At 45.1% G+C, this 17,047-nt stretch carries 18 protein-coding genes and 1 pseudogene; 12 read left to right on the top strand and 7 right to left on the bottom strand.

All coding sequences use genetic code 11. The annotated features are described in order from the left end of the window. Positions 1-184: 184 nt before the first annotated feature. The 4 genes from TW84_RS06025 to TW84_RS06010 all read right to left on the bottom strand — a co-directional run bounded on the left by TW84_RS06025 (position 185) and on the right by TW84_RS06010 (position 4,286). Complete coding sequence (locus tag TW84_RS06025) at positions 185-1,318, bottom strand: flagellin (RefSeq protein WP_045974749.1); 1,134 nt, start codon at positions 1,316-1,318, stop codon at positions 185-187. Between the two features lie 245 nt (positions 1,319-1,563). Continuing rightward, positions 1,564-2,697: a flagellin gene (locus tag TW84_RS06020; RefSeq protein WP_045974748.1), complete on the bottom strand. Its 1,134-nt coding sequence runs from the start codon at positions 2,695-2,697 to the stop codon at positions 1,564-1,566. A gap of 145 nt (positions 2,698-2,842) precedes the next feature. Further along, positions 2,843-3,745, bottom strand: coding sequence for a Dyp-type peroxidase (locus TW84_RS06015; RefSeq protein WP_045974747.1), 903 nt, complete (start codon positions 3,743-3,745; stop codon positions 2,843-2,845). 82 nt (positions 3,746-3,827) lie between these two features. Next, complete coding sequence (locus TW84_RS06010) at positions 3,828-4,286, bottom strand: DUF2919 domain-containing protein (RefSeq protein ID WP_045974746.1); 459 nt, start codon at positions 4,284-4,286, stop codon at positions 3,828-3,830. Positions 4,287-4,492: 206 nt separating this feature from the next. Between TW84_RS06010 and TW84_RS06005 the strand changes: the two genes are divergently transcribed. After that, the gene (locus TW84_RS06005) at positions 4,493-4,837 is read left to right on the top strand and encodes a DUF2956 domain-containing protein (protein WP_045974745.1); all 345 of its coding nucleotides are present in this window, start codon (positions 4,493-4,495) and stop codon (positions 4,835-4,837) included. Positions 4,838-4,856: 19 nt separating this feature from the next. Next, positions 4,857-5,174: a DUF4156 domain-containing protein gene (locus tag TW84_RS06000; RefSeq protein ID WP_240478141.1), complete on the top strand. Its 318-nt coding sequence runs from the start codon at positions 4,857-4,859 to the stop codon at positions 5,172-5,174. Here TW84_RS06000 and TW84_RS05995 read toward each other — a convergent pair. Then, positions 5,171-5,458, bottom strand: a complete 288-nt coding sequence (locus TW84_RS05995) for a winged helix-turn-helix domain-containing protein (protein WP_021457988.1) — start codon at positions 5,456-5,458, stop codon at positions 5,171-5,173. The two genes, TW84_RS06000 and TW84_RS05995, sit on opposite strands and share 4 nt — an antisense overlap. Positions 5,459-5,670: 212 nt before the next feature. Here TW84_RS05995 and TW84_RS05990 point away from each other — a divergent pair, with 212 nt between their 5' ends. From TW84_RS05990 to TW84_RS23840, 4 genes are read left to right on the top strand one after another with little or no spacing between them, the layout of a single operon-like run. After that, a complete protein-coding gene (locus TW84_RS05990; RefSeq protein ID WP_045974743.1) occupies positions 5,671-6,018 on the top strand; it encodes an ArsC family reductase in 348 nt (115 codons plus the stop codon). A 17-nt stretch (positions 6,019-6,035) separates the two neighbouring features. Next, entirely contained in the window at positions 6,036-7,169 is a 1,134-nt protein-coding gene (dapE, locus tag TW84_RS05985; RefSeq protein WP_045974742.1) for a succinyl-diaminopimelate desuccinylase, read from the top strand. A gap of 2 nt (positions 7,170-7,171) precedes the next feature. Further along, the gene (locus tag TW84_RS05980) at positions 7,172-7,855 is read left to right on the top strand and encodes a M15 family metallopeptidase (protein ID WP_205622466.1); all 684 of its coding nucleotides are present in this window, start codon (positions 7,172-7,174) and stop codon (positions 7,853-7,855) included. Then, positions 7,855-8,025, top strand: coding sequence for a DUF2897 family protein (locus TW84_RS23840; RefSeq protein WP_071209556.1), 171 nt, complete (start codon positions 7,855-7,857; stop codon positions 8,023-8,025). Before TW84_RS05980 ends, TW84_RS23840 begins: the two co-directional genes overlap by 1 nt. A 29-nt stretch (positions 8,026-8,054) precedes the next feature. On the opposite strand, the gene TW84_RS05975 is transcribed toward TW84_RS23840, so the two are convergent. Further along, positions 8,055-8,831, bottom strand: a complete 777-nt coding sequence (locus TW84_RS05975) for a Zn-ribbon-containing protein (protein WP_045974741.1) — start codon at positions 8,829-8,831, stop codon at positions 8,055-8,057. 2 nt (positions 8,832-8,833) lie between these two features. Further along, a complete protein-coding gene (syd, locus tag TW84_RS05970; RefSeq protein ID WP_045974740.1) occupies positions 8,834-9,379 on the bottom strand; it encodes a SecY-interacting protein in 546 nt (181 codons plus the stop codon). 89 nt (positions 9,380-9,468) lie between these two features. On the opposite strand from syd, the gene queF reads away from it, so the two are divergent. From queF to TW84_RS05940, 6 genes and pseudogenes are all read left to right on the top strand, one after another. After that, the gene (gene queF / locus TW84_RS05965; protein WP_045974786.1) at positions 9,469-10,314 is read left to right on the top strand and encodes an NADPH-dependent 7-cyano-7-deazaguanine reductase QueF; all 846 of its coding nucleotides are present in this window, start codon (positions 9,469-9,471) and stop codon (positions 10,312-10,314) included. Between the two features lie 15 nt (positions 10,315-10,329). After that, positions 10,330-12,600 (top strand): tetratricopeptide repeat protein, encoded by a 2,271-nt coding sequence (locus TW84_RS05960; protein ID WP_045974739.1) that lies wholly within the window; start codon positions 10,330-10,332, stop codon positions 12,598-12,600. Between the two features lie 111 nt (positions 12,601-12,711). After that, positions 12,712-14,277, top strand: a complete 1,566-nt coding sequence (locus tag TW84_RS05955; protein ID WP_045974738.1) for a GGDEF domain-containing protein — start codon at positions 12,712-12,714, stop codon at positions 14,275-14,277. Between the two features lie 208 nt (positions 14,278-14,485). Next, on the top strand, positions 14,486-15,847 hold the full coding sequence (gene ppnN, locus TW84_RS05950) for a nucleotide 5'-monophosphate nucleosidase PpnN (protein WP_045974737.1): 1,362 nt from the start codon (positions 14,486-14,488) through the stop codon (positions 15,845-15,847). Positions 15,848-15,917: 70 nt separating this feature from the next. Next, complete coding sequence (gene xni / locus TW84_RS05945) at positions 15,918-16,703, top strand: flap endonuclease Xni (RefSeq protein ID WP_045974736.1); 786 nt, start codon at positions 15,918-15,920, stop codon at positions 16,701-16,703. A gap of 109 nt (positions 16,704-16,812) precedes the next feature. Continuing rightward, positions 16,813-17,043 (top strand): annotated as a pseudogene (locus tag TW84_RS05940) (DNA/RNA non-specific endonuclease); the annotation flags it as partial. Positions 17,044-17,047 lie beyond the last annotated feature (4 nt).

The raw sequence follows: 17,047 nt of genomic DNA, 5'->3' as shown, positions 1-17,047 counted from the left end.
CACCTCACTTTGGTGCATCTCATTTCTCTCAGTCTTTTAACGGCGAAAGAAATATATCCTTTAGAAAATTTTTTAAAAAAATTTCTGTGACGAGTATCAATAAGCTATAAATATCTTTTAAATCAAAGAATTATACAAACAAAAAAAATCCAGCCGAAGCTGGATTTTTTTGGAGATTTTAAACTTAGCCTAGAAGATTAAGAGCTGAGTTTGGTGTTTGTTTTGCCTGAGCAAGAATCGAACTTGAAGCCTGAGAAAGAATTTGCGACTTAGTCAATGCCGTTGTTTCTTTCGCAAAGTCAGTGTCTTTGATTCGGCTCTTAGATGCATTCACATTCTCGTTGATGTTATCTAAGTTGCTAATCGCATGGTTGAAGCGGTTCTGGAAAGCACCCAGCTCAGCTCGGTGGCTATCTACATACTTCAATGCCGAGTCAATGATTGCCACAGACTCTTGAGCACCACCCACTGATGTCACATTAATCGTATCGACAGTTACAGCTTGACCTTGACCCATGCTAAGTTCGCCAGCCAGACCACCGCCAAAGCTTACTGCACCTTCAACTTTATCAGTGCCAGCGAATACCTGTAGTTTACCATCTTGGTCGACGGACGCTTTTACCATGTCAGTCTGACCATTGATGTATGTCGCTAGCTCTTCAATATCGTCGCCTTCTTTGGCATTGATGTTAATGGTTTGCTGTTGGCCAGCAGTATCAGTCAGTGTGATAGCCAAATCGTTTGCACCTGCCTGTACTGTCCAATCTTTATCTTTACCATTTGCTGCTTGGTAGCTCGTACCGCCCATGCCAACGTTGTCTGAACGCATGTCGTTCAAAGTCAACATCACGGCTTCACCGTTGTCTGCACCAATTTGGAAAGATTTCGTCGCGTAAGTACCGTTCAGTAGTTTGTTACCACCAAAAGAGGTTGTCTCTGCGATACGGTTAAGTTCGTCATTTAGTGCGGTTACTTCTTCCTGAATCGCAACGCGCTCTGATTTAGAGTTAGAGCCGTTCGCCGATTGTAGCGAAAGGTCACGCATACGCTGCAGGATGTTAGTTGTTTCATTCATCGCACCTTCAGCAGTTTGTGCGATAGAAATACCGTCATTCGCGTTACGCACTGCAACATCTAGACCGCGGCTTTGCACATTCAAACGGTTAGAGATCTGTAGACCTGCTGCGTCATCTTTAGCGCTATTAATCTTGAAGCCAGAAGATAGACGTTCCATTGAAGTTTGTTGTGCATTGTTAGCGCCATTTAGGTAACGCTGTGCTGTCATTGCTGCTACGTTTGTATTTACATTCACTGCCATGGTGATTTCTCCGTTTGATTTTCCGATGTAACCGGTTTCCGACGTCTCGGAAAACCAAAGTAGTTCTCTCAAAGTTACTTTTATTAACGGCTCAATTTCGAGAACCTTGAGTATTTTTTTAAGTTTTTTTTGAAAAAAATGCTTTTGGAGAAGGAAAGTTGACCAAATACGAAAAAACTTAAAAAAACGCAATTTTTCGCTAAAGCTTTAATTCACTCAGTCGATAATATTTTCTTTTTTGACAATTAACCCAATAGGGTAAGGGCTAGATTTGGCTGTTGTTTAGCCTGTGCTAGGATGGATGTGCTAACTTGCTGTAAAATCTGTTGCTTAAGCATTTGAGTGGTTTCTTTAGCGTAGTCAGTGTCTTTTATACGGCTATTCGACGCGGCCAAGTTTTCATTGATATTACCTAAGTTGTTAATCGCATGATTAAAGCGATTTTGCATCGCCCCTAATTCAGCACGATGGCCATCAACATACTTAAGCGCAGTGTCTATTACCGATACCGCTCGCTGTGCGCCGCCAACATTAGAAATATCCAGATTATCAACCGCTTCATAACCAGCTAGCCCCATTTGCAGTTCACCTGCAAGGCTGCCAGAAAAGGAAATAGTACCTGATGTTTCTTTACCTGACATAAAGACTTGCAGCTGCCCATCTTCATTTACTGAGGCCGAGACTTTATCCGTTTGACCATTGATATAAGTGGCTAACTCTTCGATGTCATCGCCAGCCTTAGCCTTAATCTGAATAGATTCCAGCTGGCCCTCAGCATTGGTAAATTCCATGACCAACGTTTGACTCCCTTGAGAAACCTGCCAGTTATTGTCCGCTTTTCCAGCGGAAATATAACTGAAGCCCCCCATCTCAATACTATCGGAGCGCATGTTTTTCAGAGATAACTGAACCGCTTCACCGGAACTGCCACCAATTTGGAAAGAAGAACTGGCAAATGAACCATTGAGCAATTTTCGACCACCAAAAGAGGTAGTTTCGGCAATTCTATTCAATTCATCATTCAAAGCCGCCATTTCTTCCTGTAATGCTTCTCTTTCTGCACGACTGTTCGAACCATTCGCCGATTGTAATGAAAGATCACGCATGCGTTGAAGAAGGTTGGTCGTCTCATTCATCGCACCTTCGGCTGTCTGCATGATGGATATACCGTCGTTCGCATTGCGCATTGCGACATCCAAACCACGCATCTGAGACTCAAGTCGATTCGAGATCTGCAAACCTGCTGCATCGTCTTTGGCACTATTAATACGATTCCCCGAAGATAACCTCTCCAGAGATTGGTTCAGCATGTTCGTCGCATTCGTAAGATAACGCTGCGCCGTCATTGCTGATACGTTGGTATTAACAGTGATTGCCATAACGATAGATAGTCTTTCCTCAACAGGGTTATCTGTTATATCGGCCTGAGGAGATTTTCTTTAGTCTTTTTGCACAAAAAAACCGAGCGTATTAGCTCGGTTTAAGATCGGTATAGTCCACAGGCTTTAGTTTGCTTTCATTGACTTACTTAAGCTTTAACCCGTTTAGCATTTCTACAGACGGGGCAAAGAAGTATGCACCTGTCACGGCTCTAGTAAAGCGCAATAACTGGTCTGTTTTACCATCGGTCTCGCCATACATGCTTTCCAGCATGGCTTTAAAATTGTGTAACGTATTGCAGTAGGCAATAAACAGCAGGCCATGCTCACCCGACACACTGCCATAAGGCAAGCTATGGCGAACAATCTTCAGGCCTTTACCTTCTTCTTTAATGTCCACACGGCCAACGTGGGACGCAGCTGGCACATTATCTAACTCAATCGAATCCGGTTTAGTCCGCCCGATGACTTTTTCTTGAGCAGACACATTCAGTCGATTCCAAGAAGGCAGGTCATGGACAAAACGCTGGACCATAACGTAACTGCCACCAGCCAACTCTCCTTGAGGTATAATTGCCACTTCATGACGCTGGCTCTCTTTCGGGTTTTCTGTCCCATCGACAAAATCCGTCATATCTCGCGAGTCAAGATAGCGATAACCATAGGTTTCATCAACCACGACTACGTTGTCTGAAGCTTGTGCAAAGAATGTGCGCAGCAGATAAAAGTGCAAATCATGACGATTCGAATGGCAGTGGATAAGCACATCTACATCAGAACTCGGCGCTATAGTGCTGCCTTCGCCAAGCTGTGGGAAGTCAATCAGTTCGTCTGGCATTGCAGCATCACATTTTGACCAGAACGACTTGCTGAACGCAACCGTAAGAGTCAATTCAGCCCCAGGCTGCTGCTGATTAAGCTCTTCTACAAGTGTTAGTAGAGCCTGTAGCTGTTCCAGTACGGCAGCATGTTCCTGTGTCACCTTAAGCAGTGTGTATTGAGCGAAAGGTCCTGCTTCAGGAAGGATGGCACTTTGAGGGATTGTCATTTTTATGTCCTCACATTTACATATTTGCTCAGTGTATTGTGTTCTGTTTTAAGCGTATTGATAGCGATCATCACCTGTTACGTCAATCAGATGGCGGCGCAGAAAAACAATCGCGTACGCTGCGACTCTTATAGATATAAAGCATAAACCACAGCAGAAATAGCAAGGTAGCGGCATTCGCCCAACGAAAAGCGCCATGTTCTAGATAGACGTGATAAAAAGTTTGAACAAACTGGCCGCCAATCGCTAGCATGGTAATCGTTTTACCCCAACAGACTAATTGGCTTATCCATTTTCGTTCCGGGCTGCGCAAGCTGATCATCCACATTAACGCGATGCTAGGCAGCCCCATCGCCAACCCCAGATACAGCATTGAATGATCGGGGTAGACAATATTGAGGATCTTAGTGCCGCTTTCTCGGCTAGCACCAGCGACAACAAAAACCACCCACGCTTTGGCGAGAAACAGCCAACCAAGCCAGAGCCATTTAGGGGCTTTGAGAAAACCATGTTTATCGTATTGTTCTAAAGCGTATCGCACTGATTGGTCACTGCGGTTGAGAGATTAAACTCCACTCTATACCAATTGAATTTTTTTGCTATCAGATATTAGCCATAAAACTCATTGGCCATTAGATGATAAAAAAGTACATCTCGTAACATGCTATTTAGTGGAGTAACTTCAATGATGAACAAGATTAGATCGTGTTAAAATAAAGCGATATTAATCTCGCGGTAACAACCTTAATGAACAACAAAGTCGTGCCATCACAGGAAACACAAAAAGAAGCGATGAATATTGCCAAAGCTACCCAGAAACCCGGCCAAACCAAAGAGCAAACCAAGTTGATCGCTCAAGGCATAGAAAAAGGCATTGCCCAATACAAGAAACAGCACAAAGAAAAAGCCCGCCAGGCAGACAAGGCTAAGAAAAAAGCGCAGAAAGCCAAACAAGCTCAACACGCTGCACTAGTGCAATCAAAAGCTGAAACAGTGACAACGATAGAAGCACAATCAAAAACCAATATGCTACCATGGGCATTGTTAGCCCTTAGTTGGATTGGTTTTATCATTTATGTCACTCAAGTTTAGTCAGGTATGCAAAATAGTTATGTCGCTTGCTTTAGTCGCAGGCTGCACAACCCCAGCCACTCCACTCAATCATGATGCCAACATGGTCCAGATTAGAATGGACAGCAGTTTCGATCCCACGAACTGTCAATGGCAGGGCGATCTTACTGGCAGTGAGGGACACTGGTACACTTACCTATTCTACCCTAACGATATCATGGTTCAGGGAGCCGTTAATCAAATAAAAAATCGCGCCAGTCAGCTTGGCGCGAATACCGTTTTTATGACCTCACCACAAGACTTCACCACATCATTTACCATATTGGGCAGCGCTTATAACTGCCCTGCAGGTCGTTAGGCACAAAATCCCAAAGAAGCAGCGATGTCAGCTTCTCTATCCAATACCCACTGGCTATCGAAAGGCCCCCAATCAGACAACTGATAATATCCATCATTGTGTCTGCGACCATCCTGAATAAACATCAGTTCGATGCCAATACCAGGCAGAGCTTTTATTACGTCTTGAATCGTCCGACGCGGCCAACCTGTTTCCTCAATCAGTTTCGGCACATTCGGCCTGTCGAGATTCTGAACCAGTAATGCTAGATATAAGCGCCTTGCAAAAACAGGACTCAATTCCATTGATACCTCCTATAAATTTCTAGAGTCATTATTTCTGTTTTGCTTTGCGGTGTGTTGCGTTTGATCAATAACTCATCGATCCTCAGCTTTTGAAACACATTTTTTTTGTAAGATAAAATATATTAGAGACACTTTTGTCTCTGATAACAGTTCCTGCTAGGATGCCAAAAGCTTCTAATAACTTTATATAAGTCACTCTCAAGGGTTTAACTATGACAATCACCATGTACGGAATTCCCAACTGCGACACCATTAAAAAGGCCAAAAAGTGGCTGGAAGCAGAAGGTGTGGAATTCCAATTCCATGACTACCGTAAACAGGGCGTTAATAAACAAATAGTTGAAAAATTTTGCCAACAACTCGGCTGGGAAAATGTGCTTAACAAACGCGGCACGACTTTTCGTCAGCTAACTCAAGAACAGAAAGACAACCTGAATGAAGCCAACGCCATTGATCTGTTGGTAGAGCAACCAGCCATGATCAAACGTCCAATTTTAGTTTCTGGTGATGACTACCATCTTGGCTTTAAAGCCGATCAATACTCAGCCATTTTCTCTTAAGCAAAAGGAATTCAAGGATGACAGACAGCCCTACTTTGGCGCTTGCAAAAGACTTACTTAGCCGCCAATCGGTAACACCTGTGGATGCAGGTTGTCAGGATGTGATGATTGAACGCCTGAAAGCTTTAGGATTTGAAATTGAAGTGATGGTGTTTGAAGACACCACAAACTTCTGGGCACGTCGAGGCACAGAAGCCCCACTGTTTGCATTTGCCGGTCACACTGATGTCGTGCCAGCGGGCAACGTCGAGCTATGGGATACGCCTCCATTCGAACCGACTATGGTTGACGGCTACCTACATGGCCGCGGAGCGGCTGATATGAAAGGCTCTCTGGCAAGTATGATTGTTGCTGTTGAGCAATTCATTGCCGAAAATCCTAACCATAAAGGTTCAATTGGCTTTCTGATTACTTCAGACGAAGAAGGCCCATTTATCAATGGCACAGTCCGTGTTGTCGAAACCCTAATGGCGCGCGACGAAAACATCGACATGTGTATTGTCGGTGAACCATCAAGTACTGAGCTAGTCGGCGATGTGGTGAAAAATGGTCGTCGAGGTTCTATTACCGGAGACTTAACAATCAAAGGTATTCAAGGCCATGTAGCTTACCCGCATTTAGCTAAGAACCCCGTTCACCAGTCACTGATGGCGATTCATGAGTTGGCATCAACCGAGTGGGACAAAGGCAATGACTACTTCCCACCCACCAGCTTCCAGATCCCTAATGTACATGCGGGAACGGGTGCTTCTAACGTGATCCCGGGCGAGTTCAATGTTCAGTTTAACCTGCGTTTCAGCACCGAGCTTAACAACGACATGATCGTTAAGCGCGTCACTGATACCCTTGATAAACACGACTTAGACTACGAGCTTAAGTGGACCTTCAACGGCGACCCATTCCTGACAGATACTGGCGCACTTCTCGACGCTGTGGTTGATGCCGTTGATACCGTCAATCAAACCAAACCAGCTCTACTCACTACTGGAGGCACATCCGATGGTCGATTCATTGCCCGTATGGGTGGTCAGGTAGTGGAGTTAGGTCCGGTTAATGCAACCATCCACAAGGTGAACGAGTGCGTGAAAGTGGACGACCTTGAGAAGCTGACCAAGATGTATCAGAAAACACTGGAGAATCTTCTGGCGTGAACATAACCCCTGAGCAGCTGACTGGCAAAGTTTCAACTCACCTAACTGACACTATGTTTGGTCAGAAGGTTTTCGCCGTGCACCCTAATGTCGAAAACGATTTACAAGCTTTGCGACAAGCGGCAGCTCAGGCTGGTTTCAACCTCAATATTGCCAGCGGTTTCCGCGATTTTGAACGCCAGAAGGCTATCTGGAACAAAAAAATGGCTGGTCAAACAGCCATTCTTGATCAAAACAGCCAACCTCTAGATAGCCAACGGCTTTCTGATGCAGAAAAGATTATGGCTATCTTACGTTGGTCTGCACTACCGGGCGCCAGCCGACATCATTGGGGATGTGACTTCGATGTATTTGATGGCAGCAGTCTACCTCAAGACATCCAGTTACAACTTGAACCATGGGAATACCTAACAGGCCATCAGGCAGATTTTTATCGCTGGCTCAGGGAGTCTCTGACTGAATTTGGTTTCTTTTTTCCATATGCAAAAGATCAGGGCGGTGTCGCAGCAGAGCCATGGCACATTAGTCATGGCGTAACAGCATCGTCTTGTTTATCACTGCTTAGTCTGGAGACACTTCAAAAAGAGCTGACAAACAGTGGAATACTGGGTGAGGAAGTGGTGTTGTCGAATCTCGAAACGATCTACAATCAATTTATCACCAATATCTCCAATGAGGTGGATTAATGGAACTACTCACCAACCCTTGGGTGATCATCTTTATCGTCTTGAGTGTCATCATAGGTAATATTGCCGCACTGAAGTACACAGCCAAAATGAAGTTCGGACAAACGGATAAAAAAGCTCGCTCGCAGGACGAACAATCCACTGAACAAGAGGAAAAAAAAGACCCGTAATAACACGGGTCTTTTTCATTTAAGAGGCACTATTTGATGTGATCCCAAGAAATATTGGAGACAATTCGGCATTCATCGCACTTAAAGTGGAAAATGTCATGCAGTGGTTCATCCAATAACCACTCTCCGCCACACTTAGGGCATTTACGCTGTTTTTCATCTGTCAGACTTTTGCCACCGACTCGGTACTGATAGTAATAGGTCGGAATTTCCGTCACATATTCGATCCGACCACGTAAGTCCCAGCCACGTCTGAAAAGGACGCTGTCGGCATCGCAAATCTCATGCAGTGCAGCATGCTCTGCTCGGCAAGCACCAGCCATCTGAATTTCATCACACGCCTGCCACTCAGTCTGCCATTTGATCACTGCTTTATGGTCGCCATTGAGCGTTGGTCCATTGCGATAAAGAGGAATTGGCAACAAACTTTCCCCACTGCGCAAAGGCGAACAAGTATGCACATATGTGGTGTAGAGTACCTGCCATTTAGGAGTGGTTTCTTCTGCCGCTTGCTCTGAATTCAAGTCTCGCCCAAGTAAGCGGGCTTTAGGCGCTAACAAGCACGCTTCAGCTAGTCGCTCGATGCAAACATTAACAAAATCCGAATGATATTTAGGGTGCAAACTTTCCTGCTCTGGGCACACGACTCGAACAAAAAATTCCCCTTCTCCCATCACGATAGGGAACTCACGCCCAAGTACCTGACCGTTATAACGCAACGCGTCCATCAGGCCATTAATCGCTTTATCGACGGCAGAAATGGTGGTGTTATCAAAACACTCAAACTGTAATTCAACAACGTACATAGTTATACCGCAGGCTCTAGGTTAACCAAAAATTCCGCTACATTCTCGGCAAGAACATCGCGTTTATCAGTACCCAATCGCTCGAGAATGACGTTACCTGTCAGGTTACAAATGGAAATCACGTCCAACTCCGCATCGGTTGCTGCGATGAAAACCGTTGGCTTCAGTTTAAGTCGACGCTGAGTGACTAGATGGCCAAGAATGTTTTCCTGCAAACGAACAAAGTCTTCATCACTCCATACCTGAAGTAGAGTCAACTCGTTCCCGTTCCAAGTCGCCTCCATATCCGCACTGTACTGCGAACCGTAGAAGGTTTTAATATCTTGATGGAGTGTCAGTTCGATACCATTTTCAACATTAGTGAAATCCGCTGGTTGCTCACGCTCATCTGCCTGCCATTCAACATAGTCAGTCTGCTTTGCTTCAACGCAAGGTGACACGAGCTCCACCAGCTCTTCGCTTCTTGGCAAATGTCCATGGGTGTCAAGACAGCTCTGACGGTACTTTTCACTGAACGAGCGCAGCGCTTGCAAGGCAGTTTCAGCCATTAGATTCTCCAATTGAGTCTTCGAATGTTCGCTTTTAACGACAGGATTGCGTAAAATTCTCGCCATTCTAATCCAAATCTATGCAAAGTATGAGCAAATATTCTGACGCAAAGGAACTGGCGGGGTTAACGCTCGGTCAAAAAACCGAATACGCTAACCAATACGACGCTTCTTTACTTCAACCTGTGCCACGCAGCTTAAACCGCGATGACCTAAACCTTGGTGATGAATTACCATTTCAAGGCTGTGATATCTGGACACTGTACGAGCTGTCTTGGTTGAACGAGAAAGGTCTGCCACAGGTAGCCATTGGCGACGTGTCCATTCCTGCGACCAGTGCTAACCTGATTGAATCCAAGTCCTTTAAGTTGTACCTCAACAGTTTCAACCAAACCCGCTTCAGCTCATGGGATCAGGTTGAACAAACATTAGTAAAGGATCTCTCCCACTGTGCAGGTGAAGAGGTTTCAGTCACTCTTCGTTCTGTCGTCGACTATACCGACAGTGTGGTCGTGACAATGGACGGGGACTGCATTGATGATCAGGATATCGAGATTGAAAGCTACGAGTTTGATACCAGCTTGCTAGAAGGTGCGGTTAAACAAGAACACGTCTCAGAAAGTCTGCATAGCCACCTTCTCAAGTCCAACTGTCTGATCACTAACCAGCCAGATTGGGGCAGTGTTGAGATCCAGTATCAGGGTCAAAAAATCAATCGTGAAGCTCTGTTACGCTACTTAGTATCATTCCGTGAACATAATGAGTTCCATGAGCAGTGCGTTGAACGTATTTTTACTGACATGATGAAATACTGTCAGCCAGAAAAGCTCACCGTGTACGCTCGATACACGCGACGCGGTGGTCTAGATATCAACCCTTATCGTTCAACAGAGCATGCACAACCCGCTCACAACCAACGTATGGCACGTCAATAAGGATTGGACTCAAGAATGCAGATTTTGCGCTGGGAACGTTTGTTTGGACTATTGGTTTTATTTCTGTCATCTCAAGTGATGGCGTCGACCGTATATTCATCGGCAATGCTCAATGAAGCCAGTACGCTGGTGGATATCGTACCAAAACAATCCAAACAACTCGCGTCCAATTATCTCGCACAACGCAAACTGACTGACCAAACAGAAAAGAGCCCATCAGCCATCTCACGAGATGACTCTGACAGCAGAGTTAGAACCCCCGGCGGTTCCATCGACGCCCTAAAAATTCTCGCCCGCGCAGAGTTCAACCTTGGTAATCCTGAACAAGCCCTTGAGTATCTTCACGAGGCTAAAACCCTGACGACCACTTATCGTCTCCCATATTTGCGTCTCGATTTACGTATACTCGAGATCCGCTTGCGCTGGAAAAATGATGGTGATGCAGAAAGCGCTAGAAACGATATTTTGAAGGTTGAACAAACGTTTAATGCCATCCAGAATCCAGAGCAACTGGCTAAGGGGCTCAATTATAAGCTGAAGATGCTTAAGGCAGACATCGCCTCTGCTGAAGGCAAGATAGCACTAGCTAATCAGTTATACGAGGATATGATTCCTTACATAGAACAATCGAAAAACAAGCATACTGTCATCGCCTATCATATTGCGTTGGGTAAACACTTTCTTAGCCATAAGATTTACAACAAGGCACTTTCTGAACTGTTAACTAGCTACTGGGGGGCGATTGAAGATACATCAGGACTGCAACTGGCTGAAGTTAACCGTCTATTAGGACAACTGTTCTACGAACGACGCGTACTCGATAAAGCAACCGATCACTTTTCCCAAGCTGCCGATTTTTACGACAACTATGAAAATTCACCGATTCTGCCTCCAATTCTCAAACGAATGGGCGATATCTATTATCATCAGGGCAAATACAATCTGGCCTTAGTACACTATTTCAATGCCATCGATCATGAACGTATTCAGAATAACATTGAAAACGTCATCGCCATTCGTCTCGCTCTGGCAGCAACGTACTTACAACTCGTTAACTTTCCTCTCGCCGAGCAATACTTGGAACGTGCCGAGGAACTTCTGGCCTATGTCGACATTCCAAAGCTCAAAGCACAAGCACTACTGTTAGAAGCTGGCTTAGCCTCACATCAGAGACATCCCAAAGAGGTCGTAGCCAAAGCGAATAGAGCATTAGACATCGCTATCAAACTTGAAGATCTTTCCATACAGAAACATGCCTATCAGATGTTGAACGTCGGTAACGAACTATTGGGTAACTACAAAGCGGCTTTGCAATATCTCCAACAATACAACGCACTGGCCAGTATTGAACAGCAAGAATTGGATCTGATCAACGAAGATGACTTCCGCCAACAAAAAGACGTCGTTGAACAAACGCTTCATCTAGTCGGACAAAAGCAAAAGTTGGAGCAAACTGAAAACGAATATCATAAATTCCAGAAAATCTCATTCACACTGTTTGTGACCTGCGCACTACTGTTTATCTTCTTACTCCGCCGCGGCCACATCATGAGTGTGCAAAAAGATGAAATCGATGAGCTGAATGATGATCTCTATACTCACTCCCGTTCCGGTCTTAAGAACTTGCGTATGCTCCATGCCAAGCTACCTGCGTCGTTGGAAGCAAGCAGCCACAAGTTTGAAAAGTGGCATGTGGGAGAACTCATTCATGAACCACTGAATGATCGGCTGCGCTTTGTGATGATCGATGTCCCTTTCTTACGCAACATGTACCTACAACATGGATACTCACACGGACTCAAGATTGAGAAAGCCTTTGGGCAGTACCTAAAAGAGAAGGTACAACGCCCAGCAAGGGTGTATCATTTCTCCGATGCAAACCTACTCTACATCGAGCCGAACAGCGATAGCATGGCGGATCCAGAGCAAGGCTTTGAAACAATACAACGCTGGGTGGATGAGTTCGCTCAGAAATATGGGCTGAATAATATCATTCGTATGGGAATGGCTGACTACCCATTTTTACCCAGAGCCTATACCGCCATCAATGACAAAGAATTGTTGGATATTTTGCTCATGTCGACCAGTGCTGCACGCACTTTGAGTATGAAGGAACATTCAAGCCAATGGGTATATTTAAAAGCCATTGAGAACGCGCCTGCGGCCAGCCTAGCAACCGGTAATATTCGCAAAGCGTGCAAACATTCCATCAGCCAGGGGCTAATAAAAGTGCACTCTTCTTACAAGAATGAGGAGAGCATCAAAAAATTATTAAAAGATGAGTAAAAGCTGCTCAAACGGATAATGTTGAACGTGACGCGGTAATTTTATTTGTTATTATCGTTCGATTAATTAATAAGATCCTCTTCGATCTTATCTTCATAAGTATAGATTTTCATGGACGTCCTCGAGCAAGATATTCAGTCACAGCTGCACAATCTGAAATCTCAATTAGAGCAGGTTCGATTGACACAAAGAGATACCTCGTTCAAATTTAAAAGAGAACAAAAGGTATTAAAGCGTATCCTTGCGTCACTGAGTGATGCATGTGGCGGTGAAGATCCAAGACTAAAGTCAGGGCTAACCGAACTTAGACAAGCGATAGAGCAACAAAAAGACGTCAGTTCACTGATCCCGAAGCTGGCAGTGCTTGAGCGTTTGCTCAAGCAACAGAGTGTGGCTATGGAAAAACAGACTGAGCATCTGGACTCCCAGATAAAACACAGCGGCGAAACTCTGTTACGAGTAACGGGCCTGCCAGCAAAAGTAAAACGCGACCTACGCGATTTGCTCAGCTATTCTAGTGGCGTCGAGCGCCCTAAAGCAGACTCAGCAATGAAGTTGCTCGCGATTTACGAACGCTCCTTGAAAATCATCACATCCAACCCTGACTCGGCCAGTAACCAGATCACTAGCAGCGCTGACAAAGAGCTGTTGTTGCGCCTGTCGGATGAACTACAACACGTCATCACTGAACTGGACTTTGAAGGTGAATCTGGTGACTTACTGACAGATATTCGCGCTAAGTTGCTCCTCGGTGTCAATACGCATGTGTTGATTGAACTGACTCTTCAGGTACTGAAGTTAGTCATCGATGGCACTAAATATGAACGAAAAACCTCAGAGCAGTTCTTGGAGCAAGTCAATGCATCGCTTTCCTCGACGCTAAAAAGTTCTTCCCAGAATGTCGATCAAAGTCAAACCTACTTTGAGCATCGTCAGGACATGAATAGTGAACTGGATGAATTAGTTGCTGAGACTAAAGCAAAAGTCGACAGTGCTAGCTCCCTCGATTTGCTACAAACACAACTCAACCCAATACTGGCGAAACTGAGTTCTCTTTCTGAACGCCTCCATCACGCCGAGCAACGTGAACAAGCTCTGATTGAACGTATGGGGTATGGCAAAAACCAGCTGGAAGCCTTATTCGAAGTCACACAAGATTATCGTCGCCGCCTCGAAGATCAAGCACAGAGGGTCCTACTGGATCCGCTTACCAAAGTGTACAATCGTACCGCTTTTAATGATCGCTTGGAATTGGAATACCGACGTTGGATCCGGTCACAGAACAACCTACGTATTGTTATGCTCGATATTGACGGTTTTAAATCGATTAATGACAGCTTTGGCTATACCGCAGGTGACAAAGCACTGAAGATCATTGCCCGTACGATAAAAAAAGAGCTATCTGACACTGACACCGTGGCACGCTTTTCTGGAGAAGAATTCATTTTGCTAATGCCAGACGGCTCAGATAGTGACTGCTTTAATACTATCCAAAGTATTCAAAGCAAAGTTGCAAAACTACCGTTCAAGTTTCGTGAACAAAACCTTGTTATTACTATGTCTGCTTCAAGCACAGGCTTTAAAGAATCTGACACACCGGAAGAAGTGTTGGAGCGTTTAAATCGCGTATTAAACGAAGCGAAGACCATAGGCCCGAACCAGCTAGTGTGGAAATAACGCTCTTCTCTGCTTTCTTCAAAAGCCATCCACAGCGTGATTGATCTAGTTATATCAATCAGTTAGCCTTTTATATCCTTCAAAGCATGCTAAGATTGTTAGTACCTGTCGTATTTACAATGCGCTATTAACGGCGACGCATACGCAGAGTCACAACCATTATAAGAAGAGTTTTGTAGAGAAGTTTTCTCTCATCAAGGAGGTTACTATGATCACGCATATCAGTCCGGCTGGTAGTATGGATCTGCTTTCTCAGCTCGAAGTTGAGCGTCTTAAAAAGACTGCCGCCAGTGATCTTTATCAGCTCTACCGAAATTGTACACTTGCGGTACTGAATTCAGGCAGCCACACAGATAACTCCAAAGAACTGCTCGATAAATATAAGTCGTTTGACGTCAATGTTGTTCGTCGCGAGCGTGGAATAAAGTTAGAACTCAATCATGCGCCTGAACATGCTTTCGTCGATGGACACATCATCAAAAGTATTCAGGAACATCTATTCTCTGTGCTGCGCGATATTGTCTACGTCAACATGCACCTTGCAGACAATCAACGCCTCAACCTAACCAATGCCAGCCACATTACCAACTTGGTATTTGGCATATTACGCAATGCCGGAGCCCTGACTCCAGGTATTGAACCTAATCTTGTCGTTTGTTGGGGTGGACACTCTATCAATGCGACTGAGTACCAATACACACGAGAAGTCGGTCATGAGCTCGGCTTGCGTGAACTCAACATCTGTACAGGTTGTGGACCAGGGGCAATGGAAGGGCCAATGAAAGGAGCGGCGATTGGCCATGCAAAACAACGCTACTACGATCAACGTTATTTGGGTCTCACCGAACCATCCATCATTGCGGCTGAGCCACCCAACCCAATCGTCAATGAACTGGTGATCATGCCAGATATCGAGAAACGTCTCGAAGCCTTTGTGCGTATGGCACATGGTATCGTGATCTTCCCAGGCGGAGCAGGAACCGCAGAGGAACTACTTTACATTCTTGGTATCATGATGCATCCAGACAATGCGCATCAACCATTACCTATCGTCCTTACGGGACCGAAAGAGAGCGAAGAATACTTCCGCTCCATTGACCGATTCATCGGTGAAACTTTAGGTGAAGATGCTCAGCGACACTACGAGATTGTCGTTGATGATCCAGAAAAAGTAGCGCAAATTATGAAGCGCGGTATGGCAGATGTTCGCCAGCACCGTAAAGACACAGGTGATGCGTATAGCTTCAATTGGTCACTTAAGATAGAGCCGGAGTTTCAACTGCCTTTCGAGCCAACCCACGACAATATGGCAAGTCTTGATCTGCACCTAAATCAACGCCCTGAAAACCTATCAGCCGCTCTTAGACAAGCCTTTTCAGGTATCGTAGCAGGTAACGTAAAAGCAGAAGGTATTCGTGAGATTGAGCGTCATGGCCCGTTTGTGCTTGATGGGGATGTTGCGCTGATGAAGAAAATGGACAAGTTGCTACGCGACTTTGTTGCTCAGGATCGTATGAAGTTACCTGGTGGCACCGCTTACGAGCCATGCTATCAAATAAAGACAAGCTGATCGCAGCTGGTAATCTGTTTTTCATGCTTTACAATAAGGGCCTCTGGCCCTTATTTTTTTTCTGATTTTTATGTCTATTCATCTTGTTATTATTGATGCTTTGAACCTGATTCGACGCGTCCATTCGGCGCAACCCGACCCAAACGATATAGCAAGAACCATTACCACAACCACACGAACATTGAATCGAATCATCAGCGAATCGCAGCCAACGCATATCATTGCAGTATTCGACCATCACCTCCAAGAAAGAGGTTGGCGCGCTGCAGTGCTCCCTGAGTACAAGCAAAACCGCAAACCCATGCCAGAGCCATTGCTTAACGGCTTGGATGCAATTCAGCAAGCATGGTGGGAACTGGGGATTGACTCTCTGCTCTCTGAAGGCGATGAAGCCGATGATTTGGTGGCAACGTTGGCAATGAAAGTGGCGAGTCATAAAGAAAAAGTGACGATCATCTCAACAGATAAGGGCTACTGCCAGCTGCTGTCACCGACTTTACAGATCCGCGATTACTTTCAACATCGTTGGCTTGATGCACCTTTTATCGATAAAGAGTTCGGCGTCAAACCCTCTCAGTTGTCTGACTACTGGGGGCTGACTGGCGTGAGTTCCAGTCAGGTGCCGGGAGTCCCCGGTGTTGGACCGAAGGCGGCCAAAGAAATCCTTACCCAGTTTGAAGATATTGAAAAAGCCTATGCATCCGATGAGCTAGTCGCTAAATATCGTAAGAAACTCGATGAGCACATCGATTCCGCCCGCCGATGCAAAAAAGTTTCGGCGCTGAAAACAAACATTGAGTTGGGTTTCAATCTACAAGATATTCGCTTTACTGGCCCCCATACTCCTTCAACCTAACGCATCTCAAGCTAAGGCCTTTAATTATAAAACAGTGTTTATAAAATCTGTTGTAAAATCCTTTTCTTTTAAATAGTTAACACTCACCAAATCAATACCAGATTGAGATATCGTGGTTCCAAATCTCTTCTATAAAGTCATTCTTGATCCCTACTTCAACGATGCGTTTGTCGTCCCACATCGAGATGTTTCCAGTAGCGAACTGGCAAGCTTTGTCACCACTATTGACGATGTCGAACAACAAACCGGGCTGGACTTCTTCTCACTACTTAGTGATAGCGTTGAGAGTTCAATGGAGTCCCAGCTTTGGGAGATGTGGCCGACATCAGAGCAAATGTAAAAAA

Origin of the sequence: Vibrio neptunius, from assembly GCF_000967495.1 — a bacterium.
GTDB classification, from domain to species: Bacteria; Pseudomonadota; Gammaproteobacteria; order Enterobacterales; family Vibrionaceae; genus Vibrio; species Vibrio neptunius.
Note: the sequence above shows the minus strand (reverse complement) of the source record. Positions and strands in the feature narration are given on the sequence as shown.

Bases quoted from the DNA above. Each gene is read 5' to 3' on its own strand.
- TW84_RS06025 (WP_045974749.1), bottom strand. From the start codon at position 1,318: ATGGCAGTGAATGTAAATACAAACGTAGCAGCAATGACAGCACAGCGT.
- TW84_RS06020 (WP_045974748.1), bottom strand. From the start codon at position 2,697: ATGGCAATCACTGTTAATACCAACGTATCAGCAATGACGGCGCAGCGT.
- TW84_RS06015 (WP_045974747.1), bottom strand. From the start codon at position 3,745: ATGACAATCCCTCAAAGTGCCATCCTTCCTGAAGCAGGACCTTTCGCT.
- TW84_RS06005 (WP_045974745.1), top strand. From the start codon at position 4,493: ATGAACAACAAAGTCGTGCCATCACAGGAAACACAAAAAGAAGCGATG.
- TW84_RS06000 (WP_240478141.1), top strand. From the start codon at position 4,857: ATGTCGCTTGCTTTAGTCGCAGGCTGCACAACCCCAGCCACTCCACTC.
- TW84_RS05995 (WP_021457988.1), bottom strand. From the start codon at position 5,458: ATGGAATTGAGTCCTGTTTTTGCAAGGCGCTTATATCTAGCATTACTG.
- TW84_RS05990 (WP_045974743.1), top strand. From the start codon at position 5,671: ATGACAATCACCATGTACGGAATTCCCAACTGCGACACCATTAAAAAG.
- dapE (WP_045974742.1), top strand. From the start codon at position 6,036: ATGACAGACAGCCCTACTTTGGCGCTTGCAAAAGACTTACTTAGCCGC.
- TW84_RS23840 (WP_071209556.1), top strand. From the start codon at position 7,855: ATGGAACTACTCACCAACCCTTGGGTGATCATCTTTATCGTCTTGAGT.
- TW84_RS05975 (WP_045974741.1), bottom strand. From the start codon at position 8,831: ATGTACGTTGTTGAATTACAGTTTGAGTGTTTTGATAACACCACCATT.
- syd (WP_045974740.1), bottom strand. From the start codon at position 9,379: ATGGCTGAAACTGCCTTGCAAGCGCTGCGCTCGTTCAGTGAAAAGTAC.
- queF (WP_045974786.1), top strand. From the start codon at position 9,469: ATGAGCAAATATTCTGACGCAAAGGAACTGGCGGGGTTAACGCTCGGT.
- TW84_RS05960 (WP_045974739.1), top strand. From the start codon at position 10,330: ATGCAGATTTTGCGCTGGGAACGTTTGTTTGGACTATTGGTTTTATTT.
- TW84_RS05955 (WP_045974738.1), top strand. From the start codon at position 12,712: ATGGACGTCCTCGAGCAAGATATTCAGTCACAGCTGCACAATCTGAAA.
- ppnN (WP_045974737.1), top strand. From the start codon at position 14,486: ATGATCACGCATATCAGTCCGGCTGGTAGTATGGATCTGCTTTCTCAG.
- xni (WP_045974736.1), top strand. From the start codon at position 15,918: ATGTCTATTCATCTTGTTATTATTGATGCTTTGAACCTGATTCGACGC.